A 15,725-nucleotide genomic window follows, 5' to 3' on the forward strand; every position below is an offset into this window, starting at 1 on the left:
ATTAACGCAAAATAAAAAACCTATGATACTTAATTTAGACCCAAATTTTAGACCTTTCTCAGGTCAAAAAGAAATAGAATTTAAAAGTTTTACTTTTTCCGGAGGAGAACCACATATCAAGATCAATCCTGGTTTTGATGTTAGCAAAAAGATAACAATTACACATCGATTAAATTCATTCAACGATTTAGGATTGTTATGTTTAGCCGTTGATGCATTAAGAAGAATGGATGTGAAAGTTATTGACTTGTTTATTCCTTATTTTCCAGCAGCAAGACAAGATCGTGTAATGATTAAAGGGGAACCTTTATCTGTAAAAGTATATGCGGATGTTATTAATGCAATGAAATTGAACAAAGTATTTGTATTTGATGCACATTCTGAAGTTACTCCAGCCTTGGTAGATAATTGCGAGGTAATCCCGAATCATACTTTTATTGCAGCAGTTATTAAAAAAATTGGAAATGATGTTAAACTGATTTCTCCTGATGGTGGTGCTTTGAAAAAAATCTATAAAGTTTCTGAATTTTTAGGCGGAGTAGATGTTGTTGAATGTAGCAAAAGCCGCGATGTAAAAACTGGAAGATTATCTGGTTTTAAAGTTTATGAAGATAACCTGAATGGTATGGATTGTCTTATTGTAGATGATATATGCGATGGAGGAGGAACATTTATAGGTTTGGCACAAGAACTAGAAAACAAGAATGCCGGTAAACTATATTTGGCAGTAAGTCATGGTATTTTTAATAAAGGTTTTGAGGAATTAGGATCTTTATTTACAAAAATATTTACAACAAATTCTTTCAAAGATTTTGACGGAGAACCTGTTGAAGTAATAAAGTTTTTGTTATAAACTGTTTTTTTTAAGCTAATAAGTTTAAATAAGAGGGTAGAAATTTAACATTATACAATTAAATTTTAAAAACATGGAAGACGAATTAAAACCAAGATTTATTGAGTCTCTAAGAAGAAACAATGATCAAATAAGAGAAGATAGAGCCCGAACTATTGGAGAGGATTCCGAACTAATTTACAGACGTCGAGTTGAAGATATTGAATTAAAAATTAAAAGACTGGAAAGAGAACAAGAAGGTCTTATAGATATAAGCCCGTTGGATAAAAACAGTTTGACTTTTGCAGATTTTCAGCCAGAAGAATTTGTTCAAAAAGATATGGAATTATCTTTAATAATAAGAAATTTGAAAATTCAATTGGAGGTGACAAGAAAGAGATTTGAATATTTATTTGGTAAAACATTTTAATCATGGGAAGTACAAGATATGATTTTGATGCTCGGGATGACAGAGCAAAAAAAGCAGGATATGCATCAAAAGCTGCAAATGATATTTTTATGCAAAATTCTAAAAGAATGGCGCATGATTCAATGAATCCTAAAGGTATTTTTTATAGAGAAGCGAGAGATTCATCGGTACATCCTAATTCTGTTCCTATTATTTTGGGTCTGGATGTAACAGGAAGTATGGGACATATTCCGCACGAACTTATTAAAGAAGGACTTCCTAAATTAATGGGAGGAATCATTCAGGGTGGTGTTCCGGATCCGGCACTTTTGTTTTTAGGAATTGGAGATCATGAATGTGATGGTTATCCTTTACAAGTAGGTCAATTTGAATCTGGAGATGAAGAATTGGACATGTGGCTAACCAGAACATATATTGAAGGTGGAGGAGGAGGAAATGCAGGTGAGAGCTATCTTTTAGCTTGGTATTTTGCCGCATTTCATACAAAAACAGATGCTTTCGAAAAGAGAAATAAGAAAGGAATATTGTTTACAGTAGGCGATGAACCTTGTTTGGAGGTACTTCCTGCTTCGGCAATTAAAGAAATAATGGGTGCGGGTCAGGAAACCTATACACATATTGAATTATTAGAAGAAGCCAAAAAACGTTATGATGTATACCATATTAGCGTGTTACATTCGGATCAGGCAGGACGAGCACATGTTGGATGGAAAGCATTGTTAGGCCAAAATTGTTTATCTACAGGAGACCATAAAGAAATTCCTAATATTATAAAAGGAATTATTTGCGAAAAATTTAAAAAATCAACTTCTGGAACTGTAGACCCAGAAGGATTAGATAATATACAAATGCTTTAATTATGAAGAAAGCTAAAATAGTTATAGGTTTAGGTTTTGGTGATGAAGGGAAAGGTATTACTACCGATTTCCTATCACATCAAAACCCAGAATCTATAGTTGTTAGATTCTCTGGCGGTCAGCAGGCTGCACACACGGTAATGATCGAAGGTCAAAAACATGTTCACTCTAGTTTTGCTAGTGGAGCACTTCGCGGATTGCCATCTTATTTTAGTGAACATTGCACTATTCATCCCTCTTTTTTACTTAATGAAAGGGAAGAATTAAAAGCGAAAGGAGGCAATGTTGAACTTCACATTCATCCATTGGCAAAAATAACAACTCCATTTGATGTTTGGCAAAATAGGAATAATATAAAAAACATAGAACATGGTACTTGTGGTAAAGGAATAGGTGCAACAATGAAAAGGAATGAAGGTCCTTATAAATTGTATGCCATTGACTTGATCGCTCCACGGGAAATGCTTTTGGAAAAACTAAAAGGGATAGCTTATTATTATGGATTTGTAAAAGGGAGAGAAATAGAAAAAGAATTACATTATTTTTTAGAAATTATAGAGAGCATCGATTGGAATATAAGCGATTATAGTTATTTGAACACTTATAATAGTTTGATTTTTGAGGGTAGTCAGGGTATTTTACTTGACATGGATCATGGGGTATTTCCTAATGTAACCTATGCAAATACTACATCTAAGAATGCCTACGAAATATGTAAAAAACTCAAGATCGAAGATAAGAATATTGAGATGTATTATGTTACCAGAAGTTATTTAACAAGACATGGTCATGGCTGGATGAGTAATACAAAAAAACTGGCATTAATAAATAATGATGAAGAAACTTGTGTGTATAATGAATACCAAAAAGAATTGCGCACTGGAGATTTGGATTACGGGTTGTTAAATTATGCATTAAAATTAGACGCTGCTTATACTTCTTTTGCCAAAAAAAATCTAGTAATTACTTGTATGGATCAATTGGATACAGATTTTAGATTTGAGGATTTGGATACTACATTCGAGATGGTTTATGCTTCATTTTCTCCCGATTCTAAACATTTTAAAGCAATTTAGAGTTAAGAAGTAATAAAGTAATCTTTTAATAATTGAATTAAGATGGATGAAAAAATTATAAAAGGAATAAGTAAATTTTTAAGTCTTGTACTTAGACATTCGCCAGAAACCATAAATTTAAAATTAGATGAGAATGGTTGGGCAGATGTAGAAGAATTGATTGCGAAATGTACTAAAAACGGTAATGTGTTAAACGCTGAACTTTTGGATTATGTTGTAGAAAACAATGATAAAAAAAGATTTGCGTTTAATGAAGATAAAACAAAGATAAGAGCAAGTCAGGGACATTCGATTTCGGTTGAATTAAATTTGAAAGAAGTTGAACCCTCTGAGTTTTTGTATCATGGAACTGTTGAGAATTTTTTGGAAAGTATCAAAAAAGAAGGACTTCAGAAAATGAGCCGACAACATGTACATCTTAGTCAAGATAGAGAAACAGCTATTAAGGTAGGAGGAAGAAGAGGAAAGCCAATCATTTTAACTATTAATGCAAAAAAGATGTATCAAGATGGCTTTAAATTTTATTTGTCTGAAAATAATGTTTGGTTAACAGATGTTGTTCCGGTAAAATATATTGAATTTTGATTTTACAATAATTATTAAATAACGAATTAAAACCATGAACCCACTACTATTAACAGACGGTTACAAAGTTGACCACAGAAGACAATATCCAACAGGAACATCATTAGTATATTCTAACTGGACACCAAGAAAATCAAGAATTGAAGGAGTTGAAGAAGTTGTATTTTTTGGATTGCAATATTTTATCAAAAAATACATCATTCAGGATTTTGATTTATATTTTTTTAAACAACCAAAAGAAGAAGTTGTAAAAAAATATTCCCGTAGAATTAATAATTATTTAGGAGAGAATCAAGTTGGAACAAAACATATTGAGGATTTACACGATTTAGGGTATATTCCGATGGTTTTTAAAGCCTTGCCGGAAGGAGCTAGCGTTCCTATTCGTGTTCCTATGTTTACAATGTATAATACAATTCCAGAGTTTTTTTGGTTAACAAACTATTTCGAAACATTACTTTCTGCAGTAGTTTGGTTGCCTTGTAACTCTGCAACAATTGCTAAACAATATAGAAAAGTACTTGATAAATATGCACAGGAAACTTCATCTGTTCCAGAATTTGTTGATTGGCAAGGACATGATTTCTCTATGAGAGGAATGGGAGGAATCGAAGCAGCAGTAACTTCTTCTGCAGGACATTTATTAAGTTTTACAGGTTCTGATACTATTCCTGCTATTGATTTTCTCGAGGAATACTATAATGCTAATTCAGATCTTGAATTAGTTGCCGGTTCGGTAGCTGCAACAGAACATTCTGTAATGTGTATGGGAACTACAGAAGGGGAGTATGAAACTTTTAAAAGGTTAATTTGCGAAGTATATCCTAAAGGAATCGTTTCTATAGTTTCTGACACTTGGGATTTATGGAAGGTTTTAACGGATTATTTACCCCGATTAAAAGAAGAAATCGTTTCTAGAGAAGGTAAAGTTGTTATTAGACCTGATAGCGGAGATCCTGTAGATATTATTTGCGGAAACCCAAACGGTAAAACAGAGCAGGAAAAGAAAGGAGTTATTGAGTTAATTTGGGACGTTTTTGGAGGAACTACAAATAGCAAAGGATATAAAGAATTAGTGCCGCAAATAGGAGCAATCTATGGCGATAGTATTACTGTAGCCAGGGCAACTCAAATTTGTGAAAGACTAAAAGCCAAAGGTTTTGCTTCTACAAATGTGGTTCTTGGGATTGGTTCATTTACATATCAATACAATACGAGAGATACATTTGGATTTGCAATGAAAGCTACTTATGGCGAAGTAAATGGAGAAGGAAGAGCAATCTTTAAAGATCCTATTACAGATGATGGAACCAAAAAATCTGCCAAAGGATTAATGAAGATTGACTTAGTAGATGGTGTATATCATTTAACCGATAATGTTTCTTGGGAAGAAGAGAAAAAAGGAGAGTTAAAAGAAGTCTTTAGAGATGGGAAATTATTAATCGACCATTCTTTGACAGAGATTAGAAATAATGTTAAAAATGAGGAGCTTGTAATTAGCTAAGTAATAAAAGTAAAGCCTAAATGAAATCTACATTTAGGCTTTTTTATTTTATATGAGATTACTTCTTGTAGAAATTATTATGATCAATGTATTCCCAAACTTTCTCGGGTAATAACGGTTGGATATTTTTCCCTTTTTTAATATTATTTCTAATAAAAGTTGAAGATATCTCTACAATCGGCGCATCGATTAAATGAATTTTAGGATGGTTTTTTAATTCTAAATTTTCAACTTCAGATGAAATTCTAGGGTAAACATAGATGTCATAATTTTGAAGAATCACTTCATAATTTTTCCATTTATTCAGTGTTTTTAAATTGTCTTCACCCATGATTAATGAAAACTCATAATCTGGATATTTCTCCTCTAAATGAATCAAAGTGTTTACTGTATAATTGGGCTGTGAGAGTTTAAACTCAATATCCGAAGGTTTTAACTTTGGGAAATTATCTGTAGCAAGATGTACCATTTGTAAACGATGGTAATCATCTAGTAAAGTGTCTTTCTTTTTAAGCGGATTATGAGGCGTAACTACCATCCAGATTTGGTCTAAATCGGTATGTTCTGCCATGTGATTGGCAATAATAAGATGCCCAACGTGCATGGGATTAAAGGTTCCAAAATAAAGACCAATTTTCATAAAAAGTTATTTTGTTTGATGGTTGAAATCGTAATTGACTACATCAATATTCTTGTAGCATTACTATTTCTTTTCCTTTCAAATTGTTCTGTGATATTAAAAAATGTGCTTAATAGCGGTCTTTTTTGCTTATTAAATTGTCAATCGAGAATTTACCACTTCCTGCAGCAAGAAGAAATAAATAAATTAACAGGTACAATATTCCCATCTCTTTAACATCAATTGCGTCAGCTGCGTGAACAACAAATACAGCAATTAACATTGTTACAATTAATGGTATTGATGCTAATCTTGTTGCTAAACCAATTGCAAGAAGAAATGAGCAGATGATTTCTGCAAAAACAGCAAGTCCTAAAGAAAATGTGCTTCCAACTCCTAGCGGATCTGGAAATTCAATTACGCCTCCAGCTAAAAGTGTATTCAATTTTGGCAAACCATGACCAATCATTAATGCTGCAATTGTTAAACGAACTATTAGGGTTATAAGACTTAGGTAGTTTTCTTTTCTTGTTATTTGAAATAATCTAATCATGTTAAATATATTAAGACGGTCCTTTTTATTTTTAGAAATTAATCTTTATTGATAAATTCTTTTACCAATTGATACGCTTCTTCTTTGGCAGTATCTAAATCGTAGTTTTTAATGATTTTATCAAACTGTGGTGCTGTAGCAAGCTCTACAGATGCTTTTGCAATACGCATATTGATTTTGTCATCACTTTCGGTAGAGCGTTTTTTCAAGCGTATTTTTAGCTCATCGATACTTGGTGGTTTTACAAAAACAGCAAGTGTTTCTTCTGGGAATTTATGCTTGATACGCAATCCACCAGAAACGTCAATGTCAAAAATAACATTTTTTCCCAATGCCCATATACGTTCGATTTCGCTTTTTAAAGTTCCGTAAAAATTATCACGATATACTTCTTCCCATTCCAAGAAGTCTTCGGCTTTGATATGTTTCTTAAATTCTTCTAATGAAATGAAATAATAATCTGTTCCATGAACTTCTTCTCCGCGTGGGTCGCGTGAAGCTGCCGAAATAGAGAATTCTAAATTCAAGTCTTTTTTTCCTAATAAATGCCTAACTATAGTTGTTTTTCCTGAACCTGAAGGTGCTGAGAATACTATTAATTTTCCTTTTTTCATTCTGTTTTAATTTCAATTAATTTCTCATTAATGGTAATTGTCTTTGCAATTTTTGTATCAGAACCATTTTCAGATAGTTTAAACTTTTTAATGTATTTTACGTCATTCTTTATCTCTTCATAATAAACATTGTTCAGGCAACTTTCAATTTCTGCCCTTTGAATGGTTATTAGACTAAAATTAGAATCGTAGTTTAGTATTGTATATCCAGCTTCACTACCGGCACCACACATTCCTTGTATATTGAATCTCGAATTGTAGTCAAATTTCAATAATATTTTAGTACCTGTAGCTGTGTTTGTAAAATTTACTAATTCAAAATCCCTGTCATAAATCCCTAAATCTGTAAGGTTAATATTCTTATTAATCTTAGGGTTTTTTATGTTTAAAAGCTGATATTCTTTCAAAATTGAAATATCCTGATTGAAAAGTTCTAGCTTTAATTTCTTCTTTCCATCAGTCCATTCATTGCCGGATTTATCATCTTCAGAATAACTAAACTTTTCGTCAAACCCGGTTAAATTCTTTAGTATATCTATTTTCTCCCAAATCGTTCCTTTAGATTCAAAATTTAAAACCTGATTTTGCTGTTCTTTAGTTTTGAATGAATATAAGGTAAGTCCACCGTCATAAATTCCTACCAGCGGGATTTTTTTCTTTATATTCTCATAATAATACCACCCTTTAACAGAGTATATTCTCATGTGATCTTCTGAAGAATTGTAAAAATTAAGATATACAGAGATTGGATATTTGCCATCAATCGAACCGGTCATTACTTTTTCTTCAGTTCGAATATTCTGTAACTCAATTTTCAAATTTTGAGCAGATAAATGAAATAAAGTCATAAGTAGAAAAGCCAGTAAGAGAAATGTTTTTTTCATGAATCTATCTATAGTACATTCAGAACTTGTTCTTTTATTTTTTCCAATTCATCTTTCATCATCACGACTAATTTTTGCATTTGTGCATGATTTGATTTCGATCCCATGGTATTAATTTCGCGTCCCATTTCTTGCGTTATAAAACCTAATTTTCTACCATTGGCTTCCGTACCGTTAATAGTTTCAAGGAAATAATCAAGGTGATTGGTAAGGCGTACTTTTTCTTCGGTTATATCTAATTTTTCAAGATAATAAATAAGTTCCTGTTCAAAACGATTCTCATCAACATTTACTTTTAGTTCTGAGATTGCAGTTTGCAAACGATCTTTTATTGCCTGAACACGTTCTGGGTCTAATGCCAAAGCATCTGTCATATACTGACGGATGTTTGCTATTCGTAATTGAAACTCTTTTTCAAGAGACTCACCTTCATCTTTTCTAAAGGTTAGAATGTTTTGCAGGGCTTCTTCAATTACAGTTTGAATTTGCTCCCAGTCATTTTCGTCAATTTCATCGCGTTCCGTTTTCAATGTATCAGGCATACGAATGGCCATTTTCATTAATTCGGTTTCATCAGCATCTGGATTAACTTCTTTTAGTTGAGCGATGTAAATTTTTACGATAGGTACATTTACTTTCGTAGATGTTTGCTCAGAAGTACTTTCGATAAAAATAGAAAAATCTACTTTACCTCTTTCTAATTTTAATGCAATCTGATTGCGTAAACCCAACTCCATTTCCCTGTAAAGTGAAGGCATTCTAACATTAAGGTCAAGACCTTTACTGTTTAATGATTTTACTTCTACGGTAATTTTTTTTGTTGGTAATTGCAAAGAGGCTTTGCCGAACCCTGTCATGGATTGTATCATATAATTGGGATGTAAAGGGGCAAAGATAATGAAATATTTGCTGTATTGTTATCGAGGATTATTTGGTTAAAACCTTCATTACCTGCAATATATTTTGTTGGGAATTTCCGATGTATATTTTTTCGTCAATTATAAATACCGGACGGCTTAGGAAAGTGTAATGCTCCAGGATGTATTTTTTGAAATCGGCTTCTGTCAAAGATTTGTTTTTTAAATCCATTGACTTGTATAGTTGTGCTTTTTTGCTGAATAAAGCTTCATAACTTCCAGAGAGTTTATACATTTCCTCAAGTTCGGCTTCTGTGATAGGATTTTGTTTGATATCGTGAAAAATCAAATCAGCATCTTTAGGTAATCCTTTTATGATTTTTCTGCAAGTATCGCAAGATGCGAGATAGTATATTTTATTCATGGTGTCGAAGTTTTAGATACAAAGAAAATTCATTTAATGTTGAAAATGTTTATTTTTATGAAAAAAAACATAACGATGAATCAAACATTTGAAGCAACGAGAGTAAGTAGAAAATTATTCTCAAATTTTTTCGATACTTATTCTTTAGAGCAATTAAATAAAATTCCTGAAGGGTTTAATAATAATTTAATTTGGAATATTGCTCATGTGATTGTTACACAGCAACTTTTGGTATACAAATTATCAGGATTACCAATGTTAGTTTCAGATGAATTAGTAGATAAATATAGAAAAGGAACAAAGCCGGAAGGGGAAGTCTCTCAGGCAGAACTTGAAGAAATTAAATCATTGCTTTTTTCAACTATAATCCAAACAGAGGAGGATTATAATGCTAAAATATTTAAAACATATAGTGAATTAACTACAAGTCTAGGTTTTACGTTTAAAAGTATCGACGATGCGTTATCTTTTAACAACTACCATGAAGGGCTTCATTTAGGAATTATGATGAGTATTAGAAAATTTATTTAATTTTTTCTATTGTTTCGATAGTAACTTTCATTGCACCGGCACCTTTACTTTTGGAGATATCCATAAATGCACGTTTTGATAAATCAATTTCGCGTGTTTTTACGAATGGGCCTCTATCTGTAATTTCTACAATTACCGATTTTCCATTGGCTTCGTTTGTTACTCTTACTTTAGTGCCAAATGGGAGTTTTTTATGTGCGGCAGTATATTTATTATTGTTGAAACGACTCCCGTTTGCTGTTTTTTTTCCGTTAAAACGATCTGCATAATAAGATGCGTGAGCAGATTTTTTGTAAACTTTTAATTTAGAATTTTTATCTATTGTTATAGAGTCATTTTCTATAATAGGAGGTGCCGATGTAACTTTGTTTTTTGAATTTTTTAAAGTATCCTGAATTGTTTTTGGTTCAGCTGGTTTGGTTTGGCTTGTAATATATGTAAAACCACAACTTAAAGTGATGATAAGGATTGATAGTATGACGGTTGTTTTATTACTCATAAATTTTATTTTTAAGATGGATATACTTACACAAATAATATGCCGAAATAAAAAAAAGCCCTAATTACAGGGCTTTTTTTATGCTTTTAGAACCATAAGTTCCATGGTAATCTGCTTAATATCAGTAATAATCCTAATCCGTAAAAAATAGCAAATGTTTTAAATTTAGAATCACTTGCAATAAGCTTTTTATGTTTAGACCATCCAATAGTTATCAAAATAATAGCTATAATATTGATTAAGGGGTGTTCTAATGATGTAAGTCTGAGTTGTGGGTTTGTCATTTGTCCAAAAGCTGCTTTACCAAGTGGTGAAACAAAATAAAGGATTAAACCAATTAATAATTGGGTATGAGTAGCAATTAAAGCAAAAAGACCAATTTTACGATCGGTAGGGGTGAATTCTTTTTTTGAGGTTAAACCAATGATTGCATTTATAACAGCAACCAATAAAAGGATTAAGACAATGTATGCCCATCCCGAGTGAAATTTTTGTATGAAATCGTACATAGAACTAAAGTTTTTTAAACAAATATAAACAAAAATGTGGCATAAAAAAACGGCATTAAGCTAAAAAGCCAATGCCGTTTTTGTTAATTATTTATGCTGCGATTCCTAGAAATCGTAACGTAATGTAAAGTTCCAAGTTCTTCCAAAACCAAAGAAAACTTGATTTGTAGTTGCAACTCCATTGTAAAGCATTCCGTTTGAAGCGTATGTTCCTTTTGATCCAATTGGTTGTGTTCCTGATACAGGAAGGTTGTCATCTGCAAAAGTGTTAGTTCTAGACTCTGCAATGTAAGTTTTATCTAATACGTTGTTCACGTTTAATCTAAAGTTTACTGAGTTGTCTTTGTTTTTACCTACTAACATTTTGTATGAAAAACCAGCATCCATTGTTCCATAAGATGGCAATTGTAAAGATCCTTTATTGTCTGGAGATGAAAAGTTAATAGGGTTTATTCCAGCATACAATTTGTCATTAAAATTGTAATTTGCATCAACACTTACTCTTGTTACTACTTCATAAGAAGCTCCTAAAGAAGCTGTCAATTGAGCAGCATCACCTACTTTTACTTTGTCCATGTATGCAATATTACCTACGTATCCAGGAACTGGAGTATTATCTGCTTGGTAATAAGCATTAACAGTTGCATTTCCTTTATATTCCCAAATTCCATAAGAGAACATTCCGTTTACTTTTAATTTATCTGTTATGTTTGAGTTCATTTCAACCTCTACTCCAGAGTGTACTTCATTAAGACCGATGTATTCTGTGTAAGTTGTGTTTCCAATAATTCCAGGAGAATCCGGAAGTGCATTTCCTTTTAAGTATCTATCGTTCCAAGTTGTATTGTAAGCGTTTACAGTAGCATTGAAAAAACGAGAACGGAATCCGTATCCAATTTCAAAACCAGTAATTTTTTCGTTAGTAAGATTAGGGTTTACTGTAGATTTGTTATTAGGATAAACAGCATTAAAGAATGGTTGTTTAGAGTAATAACCTGCATTTACATATACATTATTCTTTTCGTTAAGGTTGTAGTTTGCTCCTCCTTTTACGTTACCTCCTAAGATGTTTTTGTAATCTGTAGAAGCTAATGGGTCAGTTGGTAAGTAAACAAAATCATCTTCTCTTTTGTATCCTTGTTGAGAAACTGCTCCTTGAACGAATGCGGTTAATTTATCTTTAGAGTACTCAAGTTGAGTAAAAGCTCCGTACCATCTTACTTTTCCAGTACTGTTAAATGCAATTTTGTCGTATTCTTTCTTTTGGAAAGGATTCCATTGTACATCTGTTGGGTAAGTTGATGTAAGGTGTCTACCAGCTGGTTTCAAGCTAGCCATAGAATTGTCAAAAAATTCTCCTCCGCCTAATAAGTCATTTACAACTGTATAGTGATATCCGATATAAGTTCTAGCGTCAACACCAAAATCTAAAGTTAAGTTTTTGCCTAATTTTTTATCTAAGTTTATGATAGCTCCATACCAGTCATGAGAGTTGATAGAAGAAGTTTGAGAAATCCCTGATGTAGTGTTGTATACATAAGGAGATGCAGTAGTTCCTAATCCTGTTCTACCAGTACTAGAACTGTTTTGGTAAACACCACCAATTTGTGTTCTTGTTCGGTTAGCTCCGTTAAAGTTAACTTGACCTTGACCTGAGTTCCAAGCTTGGATTTTGGTATAATCTACCATACCGTTTGGCATTAAGAATGCAGAACTGTTGTATGATAATCCTCCGATACCACCTGTAGCACTTGCTCCAGCTCCACGTCCCCATGATCCGTAAAGGATAGAAGATAGTTTAGTAGTTTCGTTGATTTTATAATCCCAGTTAAGAGATGCAACTGGCTTGTGGTAGTAATTTTTTCTAATGTTGTACTCGTCACCATTTAAATATCCTGCATCAGCATTATATCTTGTATTTGGATCATCTTTAGAGCCGTATTTTTGGTAAGTTTCAATTGTAGAAACTGTAGATCTTTGGTTGTGCCATTGTGGAGATCCAGTTACAGTAAGTTGAAAATCGTGTTTGTTATTTTTAGTAGCATATCCTAAAGCAACGAAATAATTTGTTGCATCAAATTGAGTACCGTTAATATATCCGTCTCCGCTAGTTTTAGATAATAATACAGAAGCAGAAAGACCATTAGCTAGTTTTCCAGTATTGTAAGATCCTTGAACTTTTAAGTAATTTGCATTACCGAATCCAGAAGATACAGATCCTCCTTCTTTCATGTCAGAAGCTTTAGTTACAATGTTTATTGTTCCCCCTACAGAAGAAACTGCAAGTTTAGAAGAACCTAAACCTCTTTGTACCTGCATTGCAGAAGTTACATCAGAAAGTCCAGCCCAGTTACTCCAGTAAACAGTTCCACCTTCCATATCATTGATCGGCATACCATTTATCATAACTGCAATGTTTTTTTGGTCAAATCCACGAATGTTAATTCTTGAATCTCCATAACCACCGCCTCCTTTTGTAGCATATACAGATGGTGTGTTTCTTAAGATTTCAGGAAATTCCTGAGTTCCTAATTTAGCTTGAATTTCGGTTGCTTTAATAGTAGAAACTGCAACAGGAGTTTTTCTGTCTTTAGCAATATCGACTACGCTACTTTTCACAACAATCTCATCTAATTGATTAGAGTTTGATGTTAAAACGATAGCTCCTAAATTCATTGTTCCTCCTTTAGAAACAGAAAATTTAACTGTTTTTGAGTCGTAACCCAGGTAAGAAATAACTATTTCTCCTGATGCTACTGAAGTGTTGATAGAAAATTTACCATCAAAATCGCTTGAAGAAGCGTCTGATGATCCTTTAACTACAGCATTTGCTCCAGGTAAAGAATTAGAACCATCGGTAATAGTACCTGTGATTTTTCCTTGCGAAAATACGGTTGAAACTATCATGAACAATAGTCCTGTGAGTAACCAATTTTTCATTGTCTTCATTTGTTATTTAGTTAATTGTTTTTGGCAAAATTATAACAATTTAATCGGATAATGTTATCAAAACGTTAAGAAAATAATGTTTTGCATAATCTATTGAAGATTAAAATGATTTTCTTGATTTATAGTAAGAAAAACAGCATTTTTTTGAATTTTATAGATTGTTTTTTGTTAAAATTGTAAAGATAATCAATGAGTACTTGAAAAGAAATGTTAAAACTAGGTAAAGGGAATAACTTGATAATTAGTATTATGAGAAAAAGCTTATTGATTCCATATGAATCAATAAGCTTTTAGCTGTTTTTGTTATTAAGATGTAACTTACTACTTATTCTTCAAAAAATGATTTAGTAAGAAAGAAGTAGAACTGTCATGATTTTTAACAGTTTTAGTGTTGATTTCTTCTAAGATAGAATTGGCCAATTGTTTGCCTAATTCTACTCCCCATTGATCATAACTAAAGATATTCCAGATAAGACCCTGAACAAATATTTTATGTTCGTATAGAGCGATTAATGAACCTAGAGATTTAGGAGTTAGTTTTTGTATTAATAAAGTATTTGTTGGTTTGTTGCCAGTAAATACTTTAAAAGGTAATAAGAATGCGGCTTTATCTGCAGCAAGTCCTTGTTTGTCAAATTCAGCTTGAACTTGTGCTGCTGTTTTTCCGTGTAATAAAGCTTCAGTTTGAGCAAAGAAGTTCGACATCAATTTGTCATGATGATCTTCATTACCGTATAAGGGTTTTATAAATCCTATGAAATCAGTTGGAATTAATTTTGTTCCTTGGTGTATTAACTGGAAGAATGCGTGTTGCGAGTTTGTTCCAGGTTCACCCCAAATAATAGTTCCAGTTTGGTAGTTAACAGGCTTCCCGTCACGGCCAACGCTTTTTCCATTACTTTCCATAGTTGCTTGTTGCAAGTAAGGAGCAAGTTTTGATAAATATTGAGTGTATGGAATTAGCGCTTCGCTCTCGGCTCCAAAGAAATTATTATACCAAACACTTAATAAAGCTAGAATTACAGGAATGTTTTGGTCAAACTCTGCCGATTTAAAATGTTCGTCCGTTTCATTAGCACCATCTAATAATTGGTTATAATTATCAAAACCAACTGCTAGGCTAATGCTTAAACCAACTGCACTCCACAAAGAGAAACGTCCGCCAACCCAATCCCACATCGGGAAAACATTGTCTGGGTTAATCCCAAATTCAGTTACTTTTTGAATATTTGTTGATACAGCCACGAAGTGTTTTGCTATATCTTCCTGATTAGCCGATTTTAAAAACCATTCTTTTATAGTTTCAGAATTGGTTAGTGTTTCCTGAGTTGTAAAAGTTTTTGAAACAATTACAAATAGTGTTGTCTCAGGGTTTAGCTTCTTAATAACTTCATTTACGTGATCGCCGTCTACATTCGAAACAAAATGAGTGGTTAATTGGTTTTTGTAAAACTGTAAAGCTTCTACAGCCATAACAGGGCCTAAATCTGATCCTCCAATTCCAATGTTTACAATATCGGTAAATGTTTTTCCTGTAAAACCTTTTCTTGAACCAGAAGTAACTTCGTGAGTAAAAGTTTTTATTTTGTTTTTTACTTCGTAAACTTCAGGAATTACATTTTCTCCATCTACTTTTATAACAGCCGATTCTGGCGCACGTAAAGCAGTGTGTAAAACAGCTCTGTTTTCGGTTTGATTAATTATTTCTCCACCAAAATATTGAGATATAGCATCTTTTAATCCAATTGAATTTGCTAATTCTAATAAAAGAGAGATAGTCTCCTGATTAATATTGTTTTTAGAATAATCGACTAAAAAGTCATTCCATTGCAAGTTAAATTTTTCAACACGAGCATTGTCTTGTTGAAATAATTCTTGTATAGTAGTTTCGTGAATTGCGTTATAGTGGTTTTGTAGATTTTTCCACGCTTCAGTCCCAGTTGGGTTTGTTGTGTTTAAAGCCATTTTTTGTTTTAATTGAAAATTCGGTTATTAAAACACA

General features: G+C 32.4%; 17 protein-coding genes. 7 read left to right on the forward strand and 10 right to left on the reverse strand.

The genetic code is table 11. The annotated features are described in order from the left end of the window. The first annotated feature begins 22 nt into the window (after positions 1 to 22). The 6 genes from prs to OIU83_RS08785 all read left to right on the forward strand — a co-directional run bounded on the left by prs (position 23) and on the right by OIU83_RS08785 (position 5,284). Positions 23 to 853: a ribose-phosphate diphosphokinase gene (gene prs / locus OIU83_RS08760; RefSeq protein WP_264205874.1), complete on the forward strand. Its 831-nt coding sequence runs from the start codon at positions 23 to 25 to the stop codon at positions 851 to 853. 73 nt (positions 854 to 926) lie between these two features. Then, complete coding sequence (locus OIU83_RS08765; protein ID WP_264205875.1) at positions 927 to 1,262, forward strand: hypothetical protein; 336 nt, start codon at positions 927 to 929, stop codon at positions 1,260 to 1,262. A 2-nt stretch (positions 1,263 to 1,264) separates the two neighbouring features. Then, positions 1,265 to 2,119 (forward strand): hypothetical protein, encoded by an 855-nt coding sequence (locus OIU83_RS08770; RefSeq protein ID WP_264205876.1) that lies wholly within the window; start codon positions 1,265 to 1,267, stop codon positions 2,117 to 2,119. A gap of 2 nt (positions 2,120 to 2,121) precedes the next feature. Beyond that, positions 2,122 to 3,195 (forward strand): adenylosuccinate synthetase, encoded by a 1,074-nt coding sequence (locus OIU83_RS08775; RefSeq protein ID WP_264205877.1) that lies wholly within the window; start codon positions 2,122 to 2,124, stop codon positions 3,193 to 3,195. Between the two features lie 42 nt (positions 3,196 to 3,237). After that, positions 3,238 to 3,780 (forward strand): RNA 2'-phosphotransferase, encoded by a 543-nt coding sequence (locus tag OIU83_RS08780; RefSeq protein ID WP_264205878.1) that lies wholly within the window; start codon positions 3,238 to 3,240, stop codon positions 3,778 to 3,780. Positions 3,781 to 3,814: 34 nt separating this feature from the next. After that, entirely contained in the window at positions 3,815 to 5,284 is a 1,470-nt protein-coding gene (locus OIU83_RS08785; RefSeq protein WP_264205879.1) for a nicotinate phosphoribosyltransferase, read from the forward strand. A 58-nt stretch (positions 5,285 to 5,342) separates the two neighbouring features. Here OIU83_RS08785 and nadD read toward each other — a convergent pair whose 3' ends face one another. The 6 genes from nadD to OIU83_RS08815 all read right to left on the reverse strand — a co-directional run bounded on the left by nadD (position 5,343) and on the right by OIU83_RS08815 (position 9,235). Beyond that, positions 5,343 to 5,924, reverse strand: a complete 582-nt coding sequence (gene nadD, locus OIU83_RS08790) for a nicotinate (nicotinamide) nucleotide adenylyltransferase (protein ID WP_264205880.1) — start codon at positions 5,922 to 5,924, stop codon at positions 5,343 to 5,345. A 109-nt stretch (positions 5,925 to 6,033) separates the two neighbouring features. Continuing rightward, positions 6,034 to 6,456 (reverse strand): DoxX family protein, encoded by a 423-nt coding sequence (locus tag OIU83_RS08795; RefSeq protein WP_264205881.1) that lies wholly within the window; start codon positions 6,454 to 6,456, stop codon positions 6,034 to 6,036. A 38-nt stretch (positions 6,457 to 6,494) separates the two neighbouring features. Beyond that, positions 6,495 to 7,070, reverse strand: a complete 576-nt coding sequence (gmk, locus tag OIU83_RS08800) for a guanylate kinase (protein WP_264205882.1) — start codon at positions 7,068 to 7,070, stop codon at positions 6,495 to 6,497. Continuing rightward, positions 7,067 to 7,954: a hypothetical protein gene (locus OIU83_RS08805; RefSeq protein ID WP_264205883.1), complete on the reverse strand. Its 888-nt coding sequence runs from the start codon at positions 7,952 to 7,954 to the stop codon at positions 7,067 to 7,069. The genes gmk and OIU83_RS08805 overlap by 4 nt, the downstream gene beginning before the upstream one ends. Positions 7,955 to 7,962: 8 nt before the next feature. Beyond that, entirely contained in the window at positions 7,963 to 8,823 is an 861-nt protein-coding gene (locus OIU83_RS08810; protein WP_264205884.1) for a YicC/YloC family endoribonuclease, read from the reverse strand. A 58-nt stretch (positions 8,824 to 8,881) separates the two neighbouring features. Then, on the reverse strand, positions 8,882 to 9,235 hold the full coding sequence (locus tag OIU83_RS08815) for an arsenate reductase family protein (protein WP_264205885.1): 354 nt from the start codon (positions 9,233 to 9,235) through the stop codon (positions 8,882 to 8,884). Positions 9,236 to 9,292: 57 nt separating this feature from the next. On the opposite strand from OIU83_RS08815, the gene OIU83_RS08820 reads away from it, so the two are divergent. Next, entirely contained in the window at positions 9,293 to 9,766 is a 474-nt protein-coding gene (locus OIU83_RS08820; RefSeq protein ID WP_264205886.1) for a DinB family protein, read from the forward strand. Here OIU83_RS08820 and OIU83_RS08825 read toward each other — a convergent pair. The 4 genes from OIU83_RS08825 to pgi all read right to left on the reverse strand — a co-directional run bounded on the left by OIU83_RS08825 (position 9,759) and on the right by pgi (position 15,688). After that, the gene (locus tag OIU83_RS08825; protein WP_264205887.1) at positions 9,759 to 10,265 is read right to left on the reverse strand and encodes a septal ring lytic transglycosylase RlpA family protein; all 507 of its coding nucleotides are present in this window, start codon (positions 10,263 to 10,265) and stop codon (positions 9,759 to 9,761) included. The genes OIU83_RS08820 and OIU83_RS08825 overlap by 8 nt on opposite strands. An 86-nt stretch (positions 10,266 to 10,351) precedes the next feature. Then, complete coding sequence (locus tag OIU83_RS08830) at positions 10,352 to 10,774, reverse strand: hypothetical protein (RefSeq protein WP_264205888.1); 423 nt, start codon at positions 10,772 to 10,774, stop codon at positions 10,352 to 10,354. A gap of 105 nt (positions 10,775 to 10,879) precedes the next feature. Continuing rightward, positions 10,880 to 13,723, reverse strand: coding sequence for a TonB-dependent receptor (locus OIU83_RS08835; protein WP_264205889.1), 2,844 nt, complete (start codon positions 13,721 to 13,723; stop codon positions 10,880 to 10,882). A gap of 321 nt (positions 13,724 to 14,044) precedes the next feature. Next, complete coding sequence (gene pgi / locus OIU83_RS08840) at positions 14,045 to 15,688, reverse strand: glucose-6-phosphate isomerase (protein WP_264205890.1); 1,644 nt, start codon at positions 15,686 to 15,688, stop codon at positions 14,045 to 14,047. Positions 15,689 to 15,725 lie beyond the last annotated feature (37 nt).

Origin of the sequence: Flavobacterium shii (assembly GCF_025847235.1) — a bacterium.
GTDB lineage: Bacteria > Bacteroidota > Bacteroidia > Flavobacteriales > Flavobacteriaceae > Flavobacterium > Flavobacterium shii.

Bases quoted from the DNA above. Each gene is read 5' to 3' on its own strand.
- OIU83_RS08820 (WP_264205886.1), top strand. From the start codon at position 9,293: ATGAAAAAAAACATAACGATGAATCAAACATTTGAAGCAACGAGAGTA.
- gmk (WP_264205882.1), bottom strand. From the start codon at position 7,070: ATGAAAAAAGGAAAATTAATAGTATTCTCAGCACCTTCAGGTTCAGGA.
- OIU83_RS08770 (WP_264205876.1), top strand. From the start codon at position 1,265: ATGGGAAGTACAAGATATGATTTTGATGCTCGGGATGACAGAGCAAAA.
- OIU83_RS08825 (WP_264205887.1), bottom strand. From the start codon at position 10,265: ATGAGTAATAAAACAACCGTCATACTATCAATCCTTATCATCACTTTA.
- OIU83_RS08805 (WP_264205883.1), bottom strand. From the start codon at position 7,954: ATGAAAAAAACATTTCTCTTACTGGCTTTTCTACTTATGACTTTATTT.
- OIU83_RS08815 (WP_264205885.1), bottom strand. From the start codon at position 9,235: ATGAATAAAATATACTATCTCGCATCTTGCGATACTTGCAGAAAAATC.
- prs (WP_264205874.1), top strand. From the start codon at position 23: ATGATACTTAATTTAGACCCAAATTTTAGACCTTTCTCAGGTCAAAAA.
- OIU83_RS08830 (WP_264205888.1), bottom strand. From the start codon at position 10,774: ATGTACGATTTCATACAAAAATTTCACTCGGGATGGGCATACATTGTC.
- nadD (WP_264205880.1), bottom strand. From the start codon at position 5,924: ATGAAAATTGGTCTTTATTTTGGAACCTTTAATCCCATGCACGTTGGG.
- OIU83_RS08785 (WP_264205879.1), top strand. From the start codon at position 3,815: ATGAACCCACTACTATTAACAGACGGTTACAAAGTTGACCACAGAAGA.
- OIU83_RS08765 (WP_264205875.1), top strand. From the start codon at position 927: ATGGAAGACGAATTAAAACCAAGATTTATTGAGTCTCTAAGAAGAAAC.
- OIU83_RS08780 (WP_264205878.1), top strand. From the start codon at position 3,238: ATGGATGAAAAAATTATAAAAGGAATAAGTAAATTTTTAAGTCTTGTA.
- OIU83_RS08835 (WP_264205889.1), bottom strand. From the start codon at position 13,723: ATGAAGACAATGAAAAATTGGTTACTCACAGGACTATTGTTCATGATA.
- OIU83_RS08775 (WP_264205877.1), top strand. From the start codon at position 2,122: ATGAAGAAAGCTAAAATAGTTATAGGTTTAGGTTTTGGTGATGAAGGG.
- OIU83_RS08795 (WP_264205881.1), bottom strand. From the start codon at position 6,456: ATGATTAGATTATTTCAAATAACAAGAAAAGAAAACTACCTAAGTCTT.
- OIU83_RS08810 (WP_264205884.1), bottom strand. From the start codon at position 8,823: ATGATACAATCCATGACAGGGTTCGGCAAAGCCTCTTTGCAATTACCA.
- pgi (WP_264205890.1), bottom strand. From the start codon at position 15,688: ATGGCTTTAAACACAACAAACCCAACTGGGACTGAAGCGTGGAAAAAT.